At 38.8% G+C, this 18,121-nt stretch carries 15 protein-coding genes; 3 read left to right on the top strand and 12 right to left on the bottom strand.

The annotated features are described in order from the left end of the window. Positions 1-35: 35 nt before the first annotated feature. The 10 genes from MMY79_RS08220 to abaQ all read right to left on the bottom strand — a co-directional run bounded on the left by MMY79_RS08220 (position 36) and on the right by abaQ (position 12,334). Positions 36-827: an ABC transporter ATP-binding protein gene (locus MMY79_RS08220; protein ID WP_252612891.1), complete on the bottom strand. Its 792-nt coding sequence runs from the start codon at positions 825-827 to the stop codon at positions 36-38. Between the two features lie 9 nt (positions 828-836). Next, complete coding sequence (locus MMY79_RS08215; RefSeq protein WP_252612889.1) at positions 837-1,994, bottom strand: AMP-binding protein; 1,158 nt, start codon at positions 1,992-1,994, stop codon at positions 837-839. Between the two features lie 487 nt (positions 1,995-2,481). Further along, positions 2,482-4,071 carry a rhodanese-like domain-containing protein gene (locus MMY79_RS08210; RefSeq protein WP_252612887.1) on the bottom strand — a complete coding sequence of 530 codons (1,590 nt, stop codon included), beginning with the start codon at positions 4,069-4,071 and terminating at the stop codon, positions 2,482-2,484. Position 4,072: 1 nt separating this feature from the next. Then, positions 4,073-4,636: a cysteine dioxygenase gene (locus MMY79_RS08205; protein WP_252612885.1), complete on the bottom strand. Its 564-nt coding sequence runs from the start codon at positions 4,634-4,636 to the stop codon at positions 4,073-4,075. A 2-nt stretch (positions 4,637-4,638) separates the two neighbouring features. Then, on the bottom strand, positions 4,639-5,631 hold the full coding sequence (locus MMY79_RS08200) for an ABC transporter substrate-binding protein (RefSeq protein WP_252612883.1): 993 nt from the start codon (positions 5,629-5,631) through the stop codon (positions 4,639-4,641). Between the two features lie 17 nt (positions 5,632-5,648). After that, positions 5,649-6,737, bottom strand: a complete 1,089-nt coding sequence (locus MMY79_RS08195) for an LLM class flavin-dependent oxidoreductase (protein ID WP_252612882.1) — start codon at positions 6,735-6,737, stop codon at positions 5,649-5,651. A gap of 218 nt (positions 6,738-6,955) precedes the next feature. Next, on the bottom strand, positions 6,956-7,852 hold the full coding sequence (locus MMY79_RS08190; RefSeq protein ID WP_252612880.1) for a LysR family transcriptional regulator: 897 nt from the start codon (positions 7,850-7,852) through the stop codon (positions 6,956-6,958). Between the two features lie 582 nt (positions 7,853-8,434). Then, positions 8,435-10,009, bottom strand: a complete 1,575-nt coding sequence (locus MMY79_RS08185; protein ID WP_252612878.1) for an aldehyde dehydrogenase (NADP(+)) — start codon at positions 10,007-10,009, stop codon at positions 8,435-8,437. 10 nt (positions 10,010-10,019) lie between these two features. Continuing rightward, positions 10,020-11,018, bottom strand: a complete 999-nt coding sequence (araD1, locus tag MMY79_RS08180) for an AraD1 family protein (protein WP_252612876.1) — start codon at positions 11,016-11,018, stop codon at positions 10,020-10,022. A gap of 11 nt (positions 11,019-11,029) precedes the next feature. Then, positions 11,030-12,334 (bottom strand): multidrug efflux MFS transporter AbaQ, encoded by a 1,305-nt coding sequence (abaQ, locus tag MMY79_RS08175; protein WP_252612874.1) that lies wholly within the window; start codon positions 12,332-12,334, stop codon positions 11,030-11,032. A gap of 169 nt (positions 12,335-12,503) precedes the next feature. Between abaQ and MMY79_RS08170 the strand changes: the two genes are divergently transcribed. Both MMY79_RS08170 and MMY79_RS08165 read left to right on the top strand, forming a co-directional pair. Further along, the gene (locus MMY79_RS08170; protein ID WP_252612873.1) at positions 12,504-14,237 is read left to right on the top strand and encodes an IlvD/Edd family dehydratase; all 1,734 of its coding nucleotides are present in this window, start codon (positions 12,504-12,506) and stop codon (positions 14,235-14,237) included. An 82-nt stretch (positions 14,238-14,319) separates the two neighbouring features. Next, the gene (locus MMY79_RS08165; protein ID WP_252612871.1) at positions 14,320-15,036 is read left to right on the top strand and encodes a FadR/GntR family transcriptional regulator; all 717 of its coding nucleotides are present in this window, start codon (positions 14,320-14,322) and stop codon (positions 15,034-15,036) included. Between the two features lie 66 nt (positions 15,037-15,102). Here the strand turns inward: MMY79_RS08165 and MMY79_RS08160 are convergent, their stop codons facing one another. Both MMY79_RS08160 and MMY79_RS08155 read right to left on the bottom strand, forming a co-directional pair. Next, positions 15,103-15,897, bottom strand: coding sequence for a TorF family putative porin (locus tag MMY79_RS08160; protein ID WP_252612869.1), 795 nt, complete (start codon positions 15,895-15,897; stop codon positions 15,103-15,105). An 81-nt stretch (positions 15,898-15,978) separates the two neighbouring features. Next, entirely contained in the window at positions 15,979-16,893 is a 915-nt protein-coding gene (locus tag MMY79_RS08155) for a LysR family transcriptional regulator (protein ID WP_252612868.1), read from the bottom strand. Positions 16,894-16,993: 100 nt separating this feature from the next. Here MMY79_RS08155 and MMY79_RS08150 point away from each other — a divergent pair, with 100 nt between their 5' ends. Continuing rightward, positions 16,994-18,100: a muconate/chloromuconate family cycloisomerase gene (locus tag MMY79_RS08150; RefSeq protein ID WP_199112665.1), complete on the top strand. Its 1,107-nt coding sequence runs from the start codon at positions 16,994-16,996 to the stop codon at positions 18,098-18,100. The last annotated feature ends 21 nt before the right edge of the window (positions 18,101-18,121 follow it).

The following is an 18,121-nucleotide window of genomic DNA, read 5'->3' as shown; positions in this document are numbered from 1 at the left end:
AGCAACCTCTTATTTTTTGATTTATTTATATATGCTCAATGCACTTCAAGCGTTTGAATCCCTAGATATGCGCTCAGCACTTCGGGATGTTCTTGAATTTGTTGTGGTGTGCCTTCTGCAATCTTTTTTCCATAGTCCAGCACCACAATGTGGTCGGAAATATCCATCACGACAGCCAAATCATGTTCAATCATGAAAATGGTTACACCTAACTGCCGATTTACTTTCTGAATAAACTTGGCAATATTTTGTTTTTCAGCATGATTCATTCCAGCCATAGGCTCATCTAAAAGCAGAAACTTTGGTTCTGCTGCCAATGCTCTTGCCAACTCAACACGTTTTTGCAAACCATAAGGCAACGCACTGACCAGTTGATCGCGATACTCTTGCAAATTAAGAAGCTTTAGAATCTCTTCAGCTTTAAAACGTTGTAAATCGTCATTTTTTTGAGTCGGCGGTAAAGACAACAATGCACCCAACAATGAGTGGCGACTTTTTAATACACGCCCAGTCAAGACATTATCTAATACCGACATTTGCTTGAAGAGTGCTAAATTTTGAAAGGTCCGCGCAATTCCTAAATAAGGTGCATGTTTTGCCTTATAGTTATGCAAAACCTGACCGGCAAAAATGATCTGACCCGATTGCGGCTGGTAAATACCATTAATAATATTGATCACTGAACTTTTACCGGCACCATTGGGGCCAATCAAAGAATAAATCTCGCCTTCTCGTACCTCTAAACTGAGCTGCTTTAACACTTGTGAAGAGCCAAAAGATAAATCAATCGCCTTAAGTTCCAGCAATATCAAAGATGATACCGACATATATCGTTCCTAATTTATTGTTGTTATGGGTAAAGACTGGAGCGAATGATTTTCTAAGGGAGTATTTTGCCATTCGGCGTACTCCCCCCAATCATGCAACTCAACTCCTAGGCTTTGATAAAAATTTCGCGTTGCAATAGTTACAGGCTGCCCCACGATTAAAGCTACTTTGAGTTGAGAAAAACCTAATTCTTCTAAAATGACCTGCTTAAATAAGACAAAGCTGAACTTATCAATCCAGGATAATTTTTCTTCATTTTTCTGTTTTTGAAGTGCGTGCTGGTAATGTTTGGCAAGCCATGTATCATTTGGTAAGCGGTTATAAATTAACTGCTCAACACGTGCATAGGTTTCATTAGTCCCTAAAATCAATGTTGGCGAAATAATCTGTCTATCCTGATCGCGAGTATTTAAGGTTTCAGGAATATTCAAGTTAAAACCAGCGAGTAGCCATGACGACCATAGATAACGAATGTGCCCGACACTAGAAAAAGCACGCGTGACAAATGCTTCCTCATGATGATCTAGGTGGTGGTTTTGAACTAAATGTTTAGCTTCTTCAATCAACTCTTGATGAGAATATTGCACTCTCAGTCGTTGATTAGATTCAATCCGCTCAAAACTAAACGCAATTTGTGCAGGTTCAACCTGACTCGTTTTAAAATCAATACGATATTTCTCGTTGGAATTTTTTAGTAATGTATCGACAGCTACAACATAGTCATATTCAAATGTACTTAATTTACTTTGTTCAATATAAAAAATATAAATTGGGTGATAACGTAATGTCTCAATTGAAACAAGCTGCTCTAGCCGTTCTACGAGAATATAGTCTGGCTTTAAAATCGCAAGGTGTTGTAAGAAGTCTTCTGTTTCTAATGTATCAACACTTTGATCGATCAATTGAACTTCACCACCTAAAGCCTGTATAGCCAGACTGATAGCAACTACCTCAATATTAGGAGCACTGACGATAAGAAAAGTTTGTTTGTTTTGAAAACCATATTCATAAAGAGCAGACGCGTATCTTTCGCTAAGTCCTAGTAAGTCTTTCCATGACCAATTCTGCCACAGACCTAGCTTTTTATGTCTTAACGCAATTGCATCTGGACGTACTGTTGCATGATAAGCCAACAGTGAAATAAGACTTTGAGAATAATCTGACATTTTGCAATAACCCCCATAACGTCTATTGCTAAACGATGAGATAAAAAATATTACTGTTATAATTCAATTTATATGCCAAATATTTTTATAAATATTTTCAATGCCTTATATAAACATCTTTCTCTATCTGTGCATAAAAATAATAGTTTATTGTTGAATAACTGTTTTTCAGGCAACAGTTCGTAATTTGGTTTCAAAAAGACAATTTTAGAAAAAGCCGAAGAACAAATTTTGATTAATAATACTTTTAACTCGCTTCACTCATATACATTCAAAAACTAAAAAACACAGTATTTTCTGCTAAAGCTTCATTTAATTTCAAAGTTGAAAAATATTAGTTTTTTCTCATACAACTTGGTCCGTACTAGTGAAAATTCCCTAAAAATGCTCATCCATTTCTAGTTAATTTTTTAAGCCATCATAACAGCTCTTCTTGGCCTTAAAGAGCTGTTATATTTTTTTCAGCATCTAAGCTAAAAATTTTCACTTAAACTACAAAGAAACCATGTGTGCCATCTGTATTCAGTTGAGCAACCAATCCATATTCCCAATCTAAATAATCTTGCATAGCTTGCACAGAATTATCTGTTCCTTCATAAGGACGTTTATAACGATCTGTACGGGAAGATAAGTACACATGTTTGTCAGCTTCCAAAACAAAAGTTTTTACCCATGCTTGATTACCACCTTCCAATACATAAACATTTTCTGAAGTTTTGGTTTGAATAGCAGATACAGCATATTGTGCTAACAGACTAGTCCCACAAGTCACAACAATTTTATGATCTGTTGGAATTTTTTTCTCATTAAAAAGTCGTTCAATATCTGCTTTTAATAACCACTGGGCAGTAGGAATATGCCCTTTTTGATAGTTTGCACTGCTTGTGAAATCCAGAATGGTGACTTTTTCGCGAGCATCTAACCATGTTTGCAATTGTTCAGGTGTAATGCGATGTTTTATATGCAATAGAGGAACAACTGGTTTCCATCCTCCTTGCTGTGTAAATATTGTCTGAAAATCCGCATCCAATACTGAGACATCCCAATTCATTTGTGCCAACCAAGATGCAGTCATATAAGCACGGACGAGTTGATCATCAACTAGTACAACTCTTGCACTGCGCACACTCGCATAATGATCAGTTTCCTGAACGAGTTGTCCACCACCAATCCAGCGACTATCCGGTAAATGCGCTCGTATATACTCCTGTTCTGAACGTACATCAAAAATATAGGTTGTACGATCATCCTGTTGTTGCAATTGTTGAAGTTGCTCCGAACCTATTGTTTTCACACCAGACCTTTCTGCCAACTCCTTAGCATTCTTTAAAACTTGCCCGACCTCGTTTTTTTCAGGGAAATTTGTATATTGCTGCTGTTGCCCTAAAGCCAATTGTTGCTGTGCTAATGTCCAACCGATAGTACCATTTCGCAAAGCATAGACTTCATGTCCAATTTTGGCATTAATCAGCGATTGTGTACCTATCAGACTCCGAGTACGTCCAGCACAATTCACAATAATTTTAGTATTTTCATCTTTAACAATATTTTTAGCACGGAGTGCCAATTCAGCACCTGGCACACTAATACCATTAGGAATACTCATAGTTTGATATTCATCAAAACGGCGAGCATCCAGAATGATAATATTTGCTTGATCATCAATCAGCTGTTTCACTTCTTGGGCAGACAGTGACGGTGTCCCTTTATGATGCTCAACGAATTCACCAAAGGCTTTACTTGCAGAATTGACATCAATAAAAATCTCACCGCCTGCATCTTTCCAGCCTTGTAAACCATCATCCAATAATGAAACCTGCTGATAGCCCAATGTCTGTAACTGTTGATAAGCACGTTCTGCCAAGCCTTCGCCATTATCGTAAAGAACAATATCCGTATTTAAGCGTGGCACTCGATTAAGAATTTCGACTTCCAATTTAGACAAGGAAATATTGACGGCAAACAATGGATGGCCTTGTGCAAATGGATCTTCTTCCCGTACATCAATCAGTGCGATTTCCTGACCTGCCAATAGTTTTTTACGGATGTCTTGATAGGTTTGAATATTGGTTGTCATATTAATGCTCCTGATTTGAATAACCTGAAATAAAACGCTTTGCTGTGCCATCTAATGCAAAGGTATAACGTTCTACTTTGCCAATATCTGCACCATAAACGTGGATGCTAATAGAAACCTGATCGGAAAGTGCATTACTCACTTGATGTACATCACCCAAGGCTGGAGTAAAAAAATCAATTTCCCCAACATTTAAATGATCAGGTTCATCTGTGATCTCAAAATGCCCTAATGCATTTCTTTGATAGCGCTGTGAGATTTCTTCGCCTTGCAGGACACCAACGACACCCCAAACCTCATGATTATGGATCGGTGTAACTTGTCCCTTGTCCCACACAAAACTGACAATTGAAAAACGATTTTCAGAGTCACGATATAACAAAAATTGTTGATAACGCTCAGAATTCGGTTGCCGATAAGGGATCGGTAACCAATCATCTGAATGCAGCAATGTACGAAACTCTGGAATAAAAGATTCTATGAGATCAATATCTTCTAATTGCTGTGAAATTCCATATTCAATTCTTTCAATCAATGGCTGAAGAGCCTGTTGTAACTGACTCATCTTTATTTTTGCTCCACTTTAAACTCAGTATCAAATGAAGATGTCACATCAAATTTTTTGTCAATCAGCTTATATTTGGTATAAAAATCAGCAGTATGTTGAGAAACCTTGATCACTTCACTATCAATTGGTTCCCATGAGGCATTACGGCGTTTAAATGCTTTAATTCCCACATCTTCTGGTAGTCCAGTTATTTTGGCATAAGCTTTACCAAACTCATCCCCGTGTTGGCCCGCCCAAGTTTGGGATTCTTTTAAACGATAGACAAAATCTTGAATTGCCATACGTTTGCTTTGATCGTTTAAAGACTTATTCGTTGCTGCTAAAAAGGTGTAGCCTGAATATAAACCACGGCCATTAACCACGACACGAAAATGATCTTTGAGCTCAGCATAGGCCGTGTATGGATCCCATACCACCCAAGCATCCACTGAACCATTGGCAACTGCTAATTTTCCATCAGCAGGCGGTAAAAATTTAAACGTCACATCTTCAGGCTTTAAACCTTGTTGCTCTAAGGCCTTTAATGTTAAAAGATGACTAATTGAGCCTTTATTGAATGCTAAACTTTTACCTTTTAGATCTTTAGCAGACTTAATTGGACTATTCTGTGGCACTAAAATAGCGACTGGATATGGATCTGCTTTATACACGGCAATAGCTTTGGCCGTTCCCCCATTAGAATTGGCAAAAATAAAAGGTGCATCGCCCAAATAACCAATATCAATTGCATCCAATTTTAATGCTTCTGCAACTGGTGCTGCAGCAGGAAATTCATACCAATTGATCTTATACGAGATATTTTTTAAAGCACCTGATGCTTCAAGTTGTGCACGCATATTCCCTTTTTGATCGCCAATATTTATCACCACCTGACCATTGCCTGCTTTAACTTCAGATGCCTGAGTATGTTCAGATGAAGTCTCTTTTTTTGTACAACCCACTAAAATTGCTGTTGTGACAACACCCAATAAAATTTTTCCATATTGATTCATTCTTATTTCCTTTCCAATTAAGCTGAAACAAGCTGTTGCTGTTGATCATATTTTTCTGTTTTTTCACGAATTTGGGGTAACAGCTCTCGACCATAATCAATTGCGTCCTGAACAGGATCAAAACCACGTATCAAGACACTATGAATACCAAGTTTGTAATACTGCAAAATAGACTCTGCAACTTGTTCTGGAGTACCTACCAATGCAGTCGAGTTATAACTTCCTTGAACTAAAGAAGTTATACCTGTCCATAAATTAGTATCTAAACGTTCGCCCTGACCCGCTGCTGCGAGTAAACGCTGACCGCCTGTACTTTGTGGTTTTTTTCTGGCAGCCTGTAAGCCAAAATTTTCTAACTGTTTTTTAGATAATTGATAAATATCTTGTGCTTTTTCCCAAGCTTTCGACTCAGTATCAGCAATAATTGGACGGAATGAAATGTTGTAATCTAGTTGGCGTCCGTGCTGTATTGCTAACTGATTTAGTGTTTCAACTTGTTCTTGAGCACCAGCTAAAGGCTCTCCCCAAAGGGCAAAAACATCAACCTGTTTTGCTGCAACCTGTAAAGCTTCTATTGAAGAACCGCCAAAATAAATCGGTAAAAGTGTTTGTAATGGTTTAATTTCAGAATAAGCATCTACTACATGGTAATAATTACCCTCATAACTAAAAGGTTCCTGGCTATACCATGTTTTCTGTACAACTTCGATGAACTCGGCACTACGTACATAACGCTGCTGTTTATTTAAAAAATCTCCATCTTTCTTCTGATCGATATCACTACCGCCAGAAATAACATGTAGCGCTAAACGTCCATCCGTCAATTGATCCAGTGTTGCCAATTTACGGGCTGCCAATGTTGGAGAAACAAAGCCCGGACGATGTGCCAATAGAAATTTTATTTTAGATGTGTGTGCAGCAGCATATGCTGTCACTAAGAAACCATCAGCCTGATCCGACCAATAACCACATAGAATACGGTCAAATCCTGCTTGTTCATGAGCCTGAGCAATTTTGACAATATAGTTTTTATCAAAAGTTTTTGTCGCTGGAATAATTTCAGATGCCTCACGGTGCCAGATCATTCCTAAAATTTGAATTGCCATATTAAAACCCGATGTATTTTTTATAAGAATACGGCAGGCCTTAGTATGTTAAAAACAAATATTAAATATATAATAATATTAAAAAATGGAATACTAACAATTTATCTGGTTCTCGGAACATCTCTGGTAGAACTAATGAATCATATTCAATTGAAGCTTTTAATATTGATCAAGTTCAACAAAAGTTCTCGACAACATATCTTCGTTTAAGATTTAACTTACCCCCATCCTAGTATGCTCTGTACTTTGCGGCTCATCTCTTGGCAAATTAATTGATAAACTTCATTCAAATCGGATTGAATCAAACAGAAAAGTTGTACTGATAAATTAAAATCAGTGAGCTCGATTGATGTAAGTTGAGAAGCATAAATACTATTTTCAAAAACTTCTTTCGGTAATAACCCCACTCCAAGACCTTGAGCCAATAAATTCATCTGTAAATTAGTTCCTGTAACCTCAATTTTTATATTAGGTAACTGATTCAATTTATGATATTCCGATACAAGATATTGTCGAAAACCGCATCCCTCTGTATTAAGAATCCATCCTAAAGACTGACAGTCAGCAAGATGCTGTACAGACATCTTTTTTAGTTTTTTAGAAACGGTTGGCACAATTTGCAACTGACCTAAAATATCCATGTTCATTTGGTCACTCTGACCATAGGTTTGGGCCGTGGTTGAAAAAATACAATCAAGTTTTTTTTCCTTAAATTTATCTAATAAATCGATGCCCCATCCTGTACTAATTTCTAAGTTTAATGTTGGATAACTCTGTTTTAAGTCTTCTACGATACCAGACAAGATTATGTCGGACAGACTTGTCGCAATACCAATACGTAGATTCTGAGTCGATAATTTATAACTGTTAACTAATTGCCCTAAAGCATCTATTTCTGCGGTAACTTGTGCGCACTGCTCAAAAATTTGAAATCCTAACTGAGTCAATTTTAAAGGGCGTGTATTGCGATCAAAAAGTTGCAATCCCAAATCTGATTCTAGATTTTGGATACGTCTGGTAATCGCTGGTTGTGAAATACCTAATTGCTGGGCAGCAAGACTGGTAGATTGAACATTGACAAAACAAACAAAAGCTTCGATATCTTCAATTTTCATAATAGATTAGGATAAAATTTATAAATAAAAGTTCTACTGGATTATGAGGTTTTTTTATGTAATAAACAGTAACTTACTATTCATTTTATTTCATATCATCAATATCGAATTTGATAAAAAGCTATATAACTTTCGAATAAGAAGTATAAGAAACAGTGTTACTAATAGCATTCAACTCCAAACTTATCTTGAGTTCAATCGATGTCCTCAGATTCATCACGTATCGTTCATGGTCCAAAAATTCAGTAATACTTCAAATCAAACCATAAGCCATGTCGTTAGCTAAAGTTAGCTCTGCACATACTCAGGACTTTAAGTATATCTTCTCAAAATCCTTTTTCTAACTTAAGATAGTTATATTTAATTTTTATACAGCCCAAATACTCTAGATAAGTTTTTTAAAAACTAGAAAATATACTAATATTTTATCTTTTCTCATCTTATTTATATAAAAAACTATGCTGGATACTTCTACGTTTAGATGTTGTGGAAGATGTTCAAGTGGTACTTAATTTTGCTATAGAATTATTATTAGAGGTAACAATAAAAGAGACCAGCTAGTGATCTCTTTTATTTATTTTACTAAATAGTTTCTCTGGTCATCTCACCATTGACGAGTCTTAAAATCTGCAAGGGGTTACTGTCTTTTAAGGCTTCCGGCAATAAACTTTGCGGATAGTTCTGGTAACACACCGGACGTAAATAACGGTCAATTGCTAAGGTTCCAACCGAGGTACCTCTAGCATCTGATGTTGCTGGGTATGGCCCACCATGTACCATGGCATCACACACTTCTACACCCGTTGGATAACCATTTAAAAGCAAACGACCAGCCTTTTCTTCGAGCACCGGAACCACATCTGCAAACTCGGTTAAATCCGCTTCATCGGCAATTAAAGTCGCCGTGAGCTGACCATTCATGCTTTGTAAAGCTTGAAGGAGCTGAGCTTTATCTTCAACTTCAATGATGACAGTTGCTGGCCCAAAGATTTCTTCTTGCAAAAGCTGATCACCCGCCAGTAAAAGTTCAACATTGGCTTTAAACAATTGTGGCTGAGCCTGATTGCCTTGTTGGGCTTGGCCTGCCAAATATTCAATGCCTTGATGCTGGGTTAAATGCTCAAGACCTGCCGTATAGCTTTTTAAGGTTCCGGCATTCAGCATGGCTTGAGCAGGTTTTCCGCCCATAATGTTGGTCAAGTTGCTAATGAGCTGGCTAAACTCGACTGATTTAATTCCCAGGATTAAACCTGGATTGGTACAGAACTGACCGCAGCCAAGAACGACTGAATCTGCCAAGTCCTGTGCAATTTTTTCACCACGGTTTTTTAAGGCTTCTGGCAACATTAACATCGGGTTAATACTGCTCATTTCAGCAAACACAGGAATCGGTTGTGGACGGGCTGCTGCCATGTCACATAAAGCGCGACCACCGCGGAGTGAACCGGTAAAACCCACCGCCTGAATTAGGGGATGCTTAACTAAAGGTTCACCCACGCCGTTACCGTAGATCATGTTAAATACACCTTTAGGCATATTTGATTTTTCTACGGCACGTTCGATTGCCTGAGCGACAAAGTCTGCTGTTGCCATATGTCCACTATGGGCTTTAACCACAACCGAACAGCCCGCGGCGAGTGCAGAAGCGGTGTCACCACCTGCGGTTGAGAAAGCTAACGGAAAGTTACTTGCACCAAATACTGCAACAGGTCCAACACCGATTTTAATCTGGCGTAGGTCTGGACGAGGTAGAGGCTGACGCTCAGGTAAAGCAGTATCAAGGCGGGCACCTAAAAAGTCACCACGGCGCAGCACTTTGGCAAACAAACGCATTTGCCCACTGGTACGACCACGTTCACCTTGCAAGCGTGCAAGTGGCAAAGCGGTTTCTTGTGAGGTGATTTCTAGAAAATCGCTACCTAAGGCATCGAGTTCATCGGCAATGTTTTCTAAAAAAGTAGCACGCTGTTCAGGTGAGGTATGACGGTAAGTCCTAAATGCTTGACTTGCAGCTTCGCAGGCCTGATTGACCTCTTGCTCGGTTGCATGGTGAAACTCATAAGGCAAAGCTTCACTTGTCGTTGCATTCACACTTTTTAATAAGGTTGTACTTTGCGCGCTGCGTGAACCGCCAATAAAGTTGTGTCCGATAACCATTTTATATTCCTTAGAGTGTGATAACTGAACCGATCGGTAGCTCTGGTTGGGTATGGGCAAGTTTGTTTTTGAGTGGAAGTCCGAACTCTTTCATCTCTATTTCGAACTCATCGTTTACTTGCGCTTGAATACCATCAGCAAAAGATAAAGTCGCTGTACCGAAATAGTGAATGTGAACATCCCCTGCTTTTAAAAATTGTTGATACTTAAAGTGGTGATATTCTAGATTTGCCAAGCTATGGCACATATTATCTTCACCAGACAGAAACTCTTTTTCCCAAATGATTTGTCCATCACGGCGCAAGCGGCTTGTTCCCACCAAATGTTTCGGTAACTCGCCTGTACGTAAAGCTGGGCCAAAACTACAAAAACGTAATTTTGAATGAGCTAAATATAAGTAATTACGGCGCTCCATCACATGGTCAGAATATTCATTGCCCAGCGCAAACCCAATGCGATAAGGCTTTAAGTCTTCTCCAATGACATATAGACCAGCAATTTCCGGTTCTTCCCCACCGTCTTCGGCAAATGGCGGTAAAGGCAACTCCGCTCCCGGTCTCACCACAATTGAACCATCGCCTTTATAGAACCATTCTGGCTGTGCCCCAATCTGACCTTTTGCTGGTCGCCCTTTTTGTAGCCCCCATTGAAATATCCGCATGGTGTCGGTCAGTGAGCTGTCATCACTTAAATTTTGCTGATGCATTTTGTCGCGTGCCGATGCAGAACCTAGATGTGTTAAACCTGTGCCGGAAACTAAACAGTGTGTTGGGTCTGGATGGTCTAAAGGTGGTAAGACCTTTAAGTTAGCCAATAAAAATGAATAGTCATAAGTTTCGGACTCAAACCCTAATGCCTCAACTTGTTGATCCAATGAAACTTTATTGCGGATTGCCAAAAGTGCTAAATCACGAACTGATTGAATATTTTTAATCGGATATGCCCTATTGCCTTCAACTTTGGCGACTGCACGTTGATTTTCACGATTTTCAAATTGAATAATTTGCATATTTCATTCCTTTACAATGGCTTTTGAATATTCACTATTTGTGTTTTTTGGCGTTCGAGCTTGGCATATACGATGTAGGTCAGAATCAAGCCTAAAACCATGACAATAGATAAGAAATACAAACCAGCAGCCATATTTCCTGTGTATTCTTTTAAAAGTCCGATACCAAATGGACCAACATAACCTCCTAAATTCCCAACAGAATTAATTAAGGCAATTCCCGCAGCAGCACTTGCACCAGTTAAGAAACGACCCGGTAATGTCCAAAACACGGCAGTTGATGAAAATAGGCAAAATGCAACCACAGCCAAAGCAGCCAATTGCATGACTGGAGAATGTAACCAGCCACTTAAAAACATTGCGCAAGCACCTAGTGCGTAGAGAAAACTTAAGTGTCCGTAACGGTCATTTAGACGATCGGTACTACGTGGAATAATTAATAATCCAATAATTCCGAAAACGTAGGGAATGCTAGATAAGAAACCAATTTGAAGATCGGTGCCGCCTCCAAATTGCTTGATAATAGAAGGCAACCACAGATTTAAACCATAAATACTTAAAGTCACTGGTAAGTAATACAATGCCAACAATAGTACGCGTTTGTCTTTTAAGGCATGCAGTGGATTGGCATGTCGTGTTTGGTCGTATTCAGTCTCATCTTTAACAAGTTCATTTTTGAGCCATTGTTTTTGTTCAATGCTCAACCATTTCACTTTCTCAATGTTATCTGGCAGCCAAAGGAATGTAGGTAAAGCCAATAAAACAGCTGGCAATCCAACTGCAATAAATAACCATTGCCAACCATGTAAATTTGCAATGCCATCCATTCCGAGTAACAGACCAGCTAAAGGCCCAGCAATCATCATGGCAATTGGTTGTGAAAGTACAAACATGCCCATGATTTTTCCGCGGTGACGTACTGGATACCACTGCGTAATCAGGTAGAGAACACCGGGGAAAAAGCCAGCTTCAGCTACACCTAGTAGAAAGCGTAAAAAATAAAAGCTTTTTGGCCCTTGAATGAGTGCCATTGCCATGGTGATTAAACCCCACGTCAACAAAATGCGAGTAAACCATTTGCGAGCACCAAATTTGTCGAGAAGCAAGTTACTCGGTACTTCAAAAAGAAAGTACCCGATAAAGAATAGCCCTGCTCCTAGACCATAAGCTGCATCACCAATACCTACATCGGCACCCATGTGCAAATGGGCAAAACCAACAGCTGCTCGGTCAATATAGGCCACGAGATATAGTATGACTAATGCGGGTATGAGCTTAAACGTGATCGTCCGTATTACATCCTTTTCGAAATCCATCTTCGACTCCATTTCCTATTATTTACTTATAGAGCATCTTGCTCGTAAATTATCCTTTCAATTTAAAATATAGTAATACTATTTAAATTTCAAACCTTTTAAAAATAAAATTTATGGTGTATTTTGATTTAAATAAATTTAAATAGTAATACTATATAAGGAAATTTGTATGAATAACAAACAAGTTCTTCGTTCGGCAGCTTGGTTTGGTACAACGGATAAAAATGGCTTTATGTATCGCAGTTGGATGAAGAACCAAGGCATTCCAGATCATGAGTTTCAAGGCAAACCGATCATTGGAATTTGTAATACGTGGTCTGAACTCACGCCATGTAATGCACATTTTCGAAAAATTGCCGAACATGTAAAAAAAGGAATTTTAGAAGCTGGCGGTTACCCTGTTGAATTTCCAGTATTCTCAAACGGTGAGTCGAATTTACGACCTACAGCCATGTTTACTCGTAACTTGGCCAGCATGGATGTTGAAGAAGCTATTCGTGGCAATCCTATTGACGGTGTAGTACTGCTTACTGGTTGTGACAAAACCACACCCGCCTTATTAATGGGTGCTGCAAGCTGTGATATTCCTGCCATTGTGGTGACTGGTGGACCCATGCTTAACGGTAAACACAAGGGTAAAGACATTGGCGCAGGTACAATCGTTTGGCAAATGCATGAAGAGTTAAAAGCAGGCAAAATTGATTTAAATGAATTTCTATCTGCTGAATCTGGTATGTCACGCTCGGCTGGTACATGCAACACTATGGGTACCGCTTCTACAATGGCCTGTATGGCAGAAGCCCTCGGTACTTCTTTACCGCACAATGCAGCTATTCCAGCGGTAGATTCTCGCCGTTATGTGTTAGCTCATCTTTCTGGCATGCGTATTGTTGACATGGTTCACGAAGATTTACGTCTTTCCAAAATCTTAACTAAAGAAGCTTTTGAAAATGCCATTAAAGTCAATGCGGCCATTGGTGGTTCTACTAACGCGGTTATTCATTTAAAAGCCATAGCTGGACGTATTGGGGTTGATTTACAACTCGATGACTGGAACCGTGTCGGCCGTGGCATGCCAACCATTGTTGACTTACAGCCTTCGGGCCGTTTTTTAATGGAAGAGTTTTATTATAGTGGTGGATTACCTGCCGTAATTCGCCGAATGGGCGAAGCCAATCTTTTGCCTCATCCACAAGCTTTAACCGTGAATGGTCAAGCCATCTGGGAAAACTGTCAACAATCACCTATTTATAATGATGAAGTCATTCGAAAAATAGATAACCCAATTCGACAAGATGGTGGTATGTGTATTTTACGTGGCAATTTAGCCCCTAAAGGTGCAGTACTCAAACCTTCTGCTGCCACACCGGAACTCATGAAACACCGCGGTCGTGCTGTAGTATTTGAAAACTTTGATGACTATAAAGCCCGTATTAACGATCCAGATCTTGATGTCGATGAAACGTGTATTCTTGTGATGAAAAATGCCGGTCCCAAGGGATATCCTGGGATGGCTGAAGTTGGCAATATGGGGTTACCTCCAAAAGTTTTAGCCAAAGGCATTACCGATATGGTCCGTATTTCCGATGCACGTATGAGTGGTACTGCATATGGTACCGTAGTTTTACATGTTGCACCCGAAGCCATGGCAGGTGGACCTTTAGCGGTAGTTCAAAACGGAGACTTTATCGAACTCGACGCTTATGAAGGAAAACTTCATTTAGAAGTGAGTGATGAAGAACTTAAACAACGACTTGAACATTTGGCACCTCCGGCTGCACCAAGTTTTATTGGCGGCTACCGTAAACTCTATGTTGAACATGTCCTACAAGCAGACGAAGGTTGTGATTTTGATTTCTTGGTCGGCTGTCGTGGCTCAGAGGTTCCACGGCATTCCCACTAAATTTATTTCTAGAAAAGATGATCTTGTTAAAAGATAAGGTCATCTATACCATAGAATATTCAACGTGTCGTAATAGTAAAATATGAGTAAAGCTGATTATAAAAATCCTATTCCTAGCAAAAGCCAACATGCATTAATTGTTCAACAACTTGGACTGAAAATTGTTTCTGGAGAAATTTCAGAAAATGAAAAGCTGCCAAGTGAAGTTGATTTGTGTGAGGAATACAAAGTCAGCCGCCCTGTTTTTCGTGAAGCGATACGTGTTTTAAATGCTAAAGGTTTAACTTACTCAAGACCCAAAATTGGGACTGTAGTTAAACCTAAAGAAGAATGGCATTTACTCGACCCCGATGTACTGTTTTGGCTAATTCAAACGACTCCAGAACATGAGTTTTTTAAAACACTCTCTACCGTACGACGTGTTTTGGAACCAGAGCTTGCTTATATTGCCGCAAGCACAGCAACTGATGAAGATGTTCAGCGTATTAAACATGCCTATGATGGGATGGAAAAAGCGACAACAGTTGAAGAATTTATAGAGCCAGATATTCAATTTCACTTGGCAATTGCCAAAGCAACACATAATGACTTATTGGCATATATGTCGAAAATGTTGGTTTTACCTTTACAGCAATCGATTCAAGTCACAAGTCTACGCCCCAATTTACAAGGTCATTCATTACCAAGACACAAAGCAATTTTGACTGCAATTGAAAATAAAGATCCACTCTCTGCTCGCCATGCTTCACTTGTTCAGCTAGACGACACTAAAATGGCTTACGATTTAATTAAAAAATAATTTTATAGATTTATGGCATACCGCCTGATTATTCAAAATTAAGTAATCAGGCTTTTTACTTATAAGTTAGAACACTTTTTTGACTGAGACCGTAAATGTTGAGTCAATCGGATTCGAAATAGGTGCATCTGGCTCACCATTACTATACTTTTTATAGAACCCATTTTTATCCCAGGCTTTGGTATAGGCTAATCCTGTAGTCCAGCCAGCACCCAAATCTTTAATAAGTTCAGCTTTAACATCTTGAAAATTAGATTCTGAGAAATTTTTAATCCTTTCATAACCATAATGAGCACCAAAAGTCCAACTTTCATTGATGGGCTGGGTAAAGTTTAGGTCTAAATAACTTGATCCTCTTGATCGTTTACCTACCGGACCACCCATGGTGTTTGAGTTATAGCCTGCATAATCTGGTGTGTAGGTAATAAAATATTTAAGTGTCAAAGGCCCATAACCAATTTGAGGCACAATTTCACCATAGTTATAACTGCTACTCCCTGTTTCTGGTGTACTTCTCGCTCCTGGATAGTAGTAATAGAAAACTGTCATTCCAGCCGAAAACTTATCGAAAGTTTTGATATAACCTGTATAAAAATCCCACTCAACTGAAGCATCTCTCAAATAGTTAGAACTCACACTCGATGCCCAAGTCCCGACAAAAAAACCATTCGGGTTGGCATAATCCAGTCCACCTTGCAAAGCAGGTTTCCCCCAAGTCTGTTGAAATCCACGTGAAATATATTGGCTAGCAAAAGTAATATTCGCGCTATATGAAGAGCTTTTTTCTTGTTCGTTTAATTGTTCAGCATGTACAACACAGGTAGACATAATGAGAGAAGCTACGCCTAAAATTTTTCTCATCTATTAATTCCTTTTAAATATTACCTATAATCTTAAAGTTTTAAAATAACATGATAATTCAATTTAAAACGTATTAAAAAGTTATAAATTCAGATTCCTAGACACTTCTTCTTGGGTGTAGATCTCTTCAATACAATCTAAAATTTTTGGAATATAGGAACTTTGGTCCATGTTTCGCATGGATAAAGAAATTGGACTATAAGCCTCTAAGTCTAAGATATTTAAATAAATTAGATTCTTCATCCCAATATCACAGGCACTTTCTGGAATAATGCATATACCCTCACCGGATGCCACCAATCCAAGCGCCATGTGAATTTCTCGTACTTCGGTCAGCTTGGCTGGTATTAAACCTAACTTGGTAAATAAAGCTTGAATAGTAGTCGAAAAATTAGGCTTAGGCGTCGTTGGATAAGAAAAAATCGTCTCATTAATAATTTGAGATAAGTAAATTCCTGAATCTTGAAATTCACTTAATGGATGTTTTTTATGAATTGCGAGTTTTAATTTTTCTTTTCGAAGTAAAAGTCTTTTAATAGCAGGATCGCTAATTGGTAATCGGCCAAAACCCAAATCAATTTTACCTAACTTTAAAGCCTCAACCTGATCTCGTGTTCCACATTCAATAAGCTCAACATGAATGTCAGGGTTTTTTTGCCTAAATAGATAAATGACCTGTGGTAAACGCCCATACAGAAGTGAACTGACATAGCCGACTTTCACGATATTTTCGACCAGCTTCATTTTTTTAGCCATCGAAGCAGCTTGAGCCGTATGCGTTAAAATTTGAACGGCATGTTGGTAAAAAAATAGCCCTGCTTCTGTCACTTTTAATGGACGCGACCCTTTCACAAACAAATCAATGCCTAATTCTTCTTCTAATTTTTTGATTTGACGCGTGAGTGGTGGCTGGGCAATAAAAAGTTTCTCGGCCGCTTTTGTCAGACTTTGTTCTTCAACCACGGTAACAAAATAACGTAGATGTCTTAATTCCATTAATATACCTTTTTAGTATCTTAAAATACCGTTCTATATCTATTTTAGGCTATTACATTCTTCTATGGTATGTAAACAAGTTTGAAATAGTTGAAACTTCATGTATAGAACCATAGAAACCATACTTGTGGATATTCCAACTATCCGTCCTCACCAATTGTCTGTAACAACAATGCGTACTCAGACTTTGGTGCTGGTTAAAATTACGACCACGGATGGTATTGTAGGTTGGGGTGAAGCGACCACCATTGGTGGACTGAACTATGGTGAAGAAAGTCCTGAAAGTGTCAAAGCCAATATTGATACTTACTTTGCACCATTACTCGCATCAGTTAAAGATTTAAATGTTGCTCAAACACTAAAACTGATTCGTAAGAATATTAATGGTAACCGTTTTGCGAAATGTGCCATTCAGACAGCCCTACTTGATATTCAGGCAAAACGTTTAGGCGTGCCATTAAGTGAGGTTTTAGGTGGCCGTCTGCGTAATAGTTTACCTGTACTTTGGACGCTCGCGTCTGGTGACACAGAAAAAGATATTGCTGAAGCTCGAAAAATGATTGAGTTGAAACGTCATAACACGTTCAAACTCAAAATCGGTGCACGCCCTTTGCAACATGATGTTGATCATGTGATTGCAATTAAAAAAGCGTTAGGTGCAGATATTAGTGTACGCGTTGACGTAAATCGTGCATGGTCAGAGCTGGAATGTATTCAAGGTATTCAACAACTGCAAGATGGCGGGATTGATTTAATTGAACAGCCTTGTGCTATTCAAAATACTGAGGCACTTGCTCGTTTAACCCGTCGTTTTGATGTCGCAATCATGGCAGATGAAGCTTTAACTGGTCCTGACAGCGCGTACCGTATTGCAAAAAGTCATGGTGCAGATGTATTTGCGGTGAAAATTGAACAATCTGGTGGCCTGATCGAAGCCTGTGAAGTTGCCAAGATTGCAGGTTTAGCAGGAATCGATCTTTATGGCGGTACCATGCTTGAAGGCCCTGTAGGTAGCATTGCTTCTGCTCATGCGTTTGCAACCTTTGAAACATTAGCGTTTGGCACTGAATTATTTGGTCCATTATTACTTACCGAAGAAATTTTGAAAGAACCGCTACGTTACGAAAACTTTGAATTGCACTTGCCAACGGCTCCAGGCTTAGGCATTGAAATTGATGAAGATAAAGTTGAGAAGTTACGTCGTTAAGGCAACAGGATAAGGAGTTTT

It is taken from the genome of Acinetobacter sp. XS-4 (assembly GCF_023920705.1).
Lineage (GTDB): Bacteria > Pseudomonadota > Gammaproteobacteria > Pseudomonadales > Moraxellaceae > Acinetobacter.
Note: the sequence above shows the minus strand (reverse complement) of the source record. Positions and strands in the feature narration are given on the sequence as shown.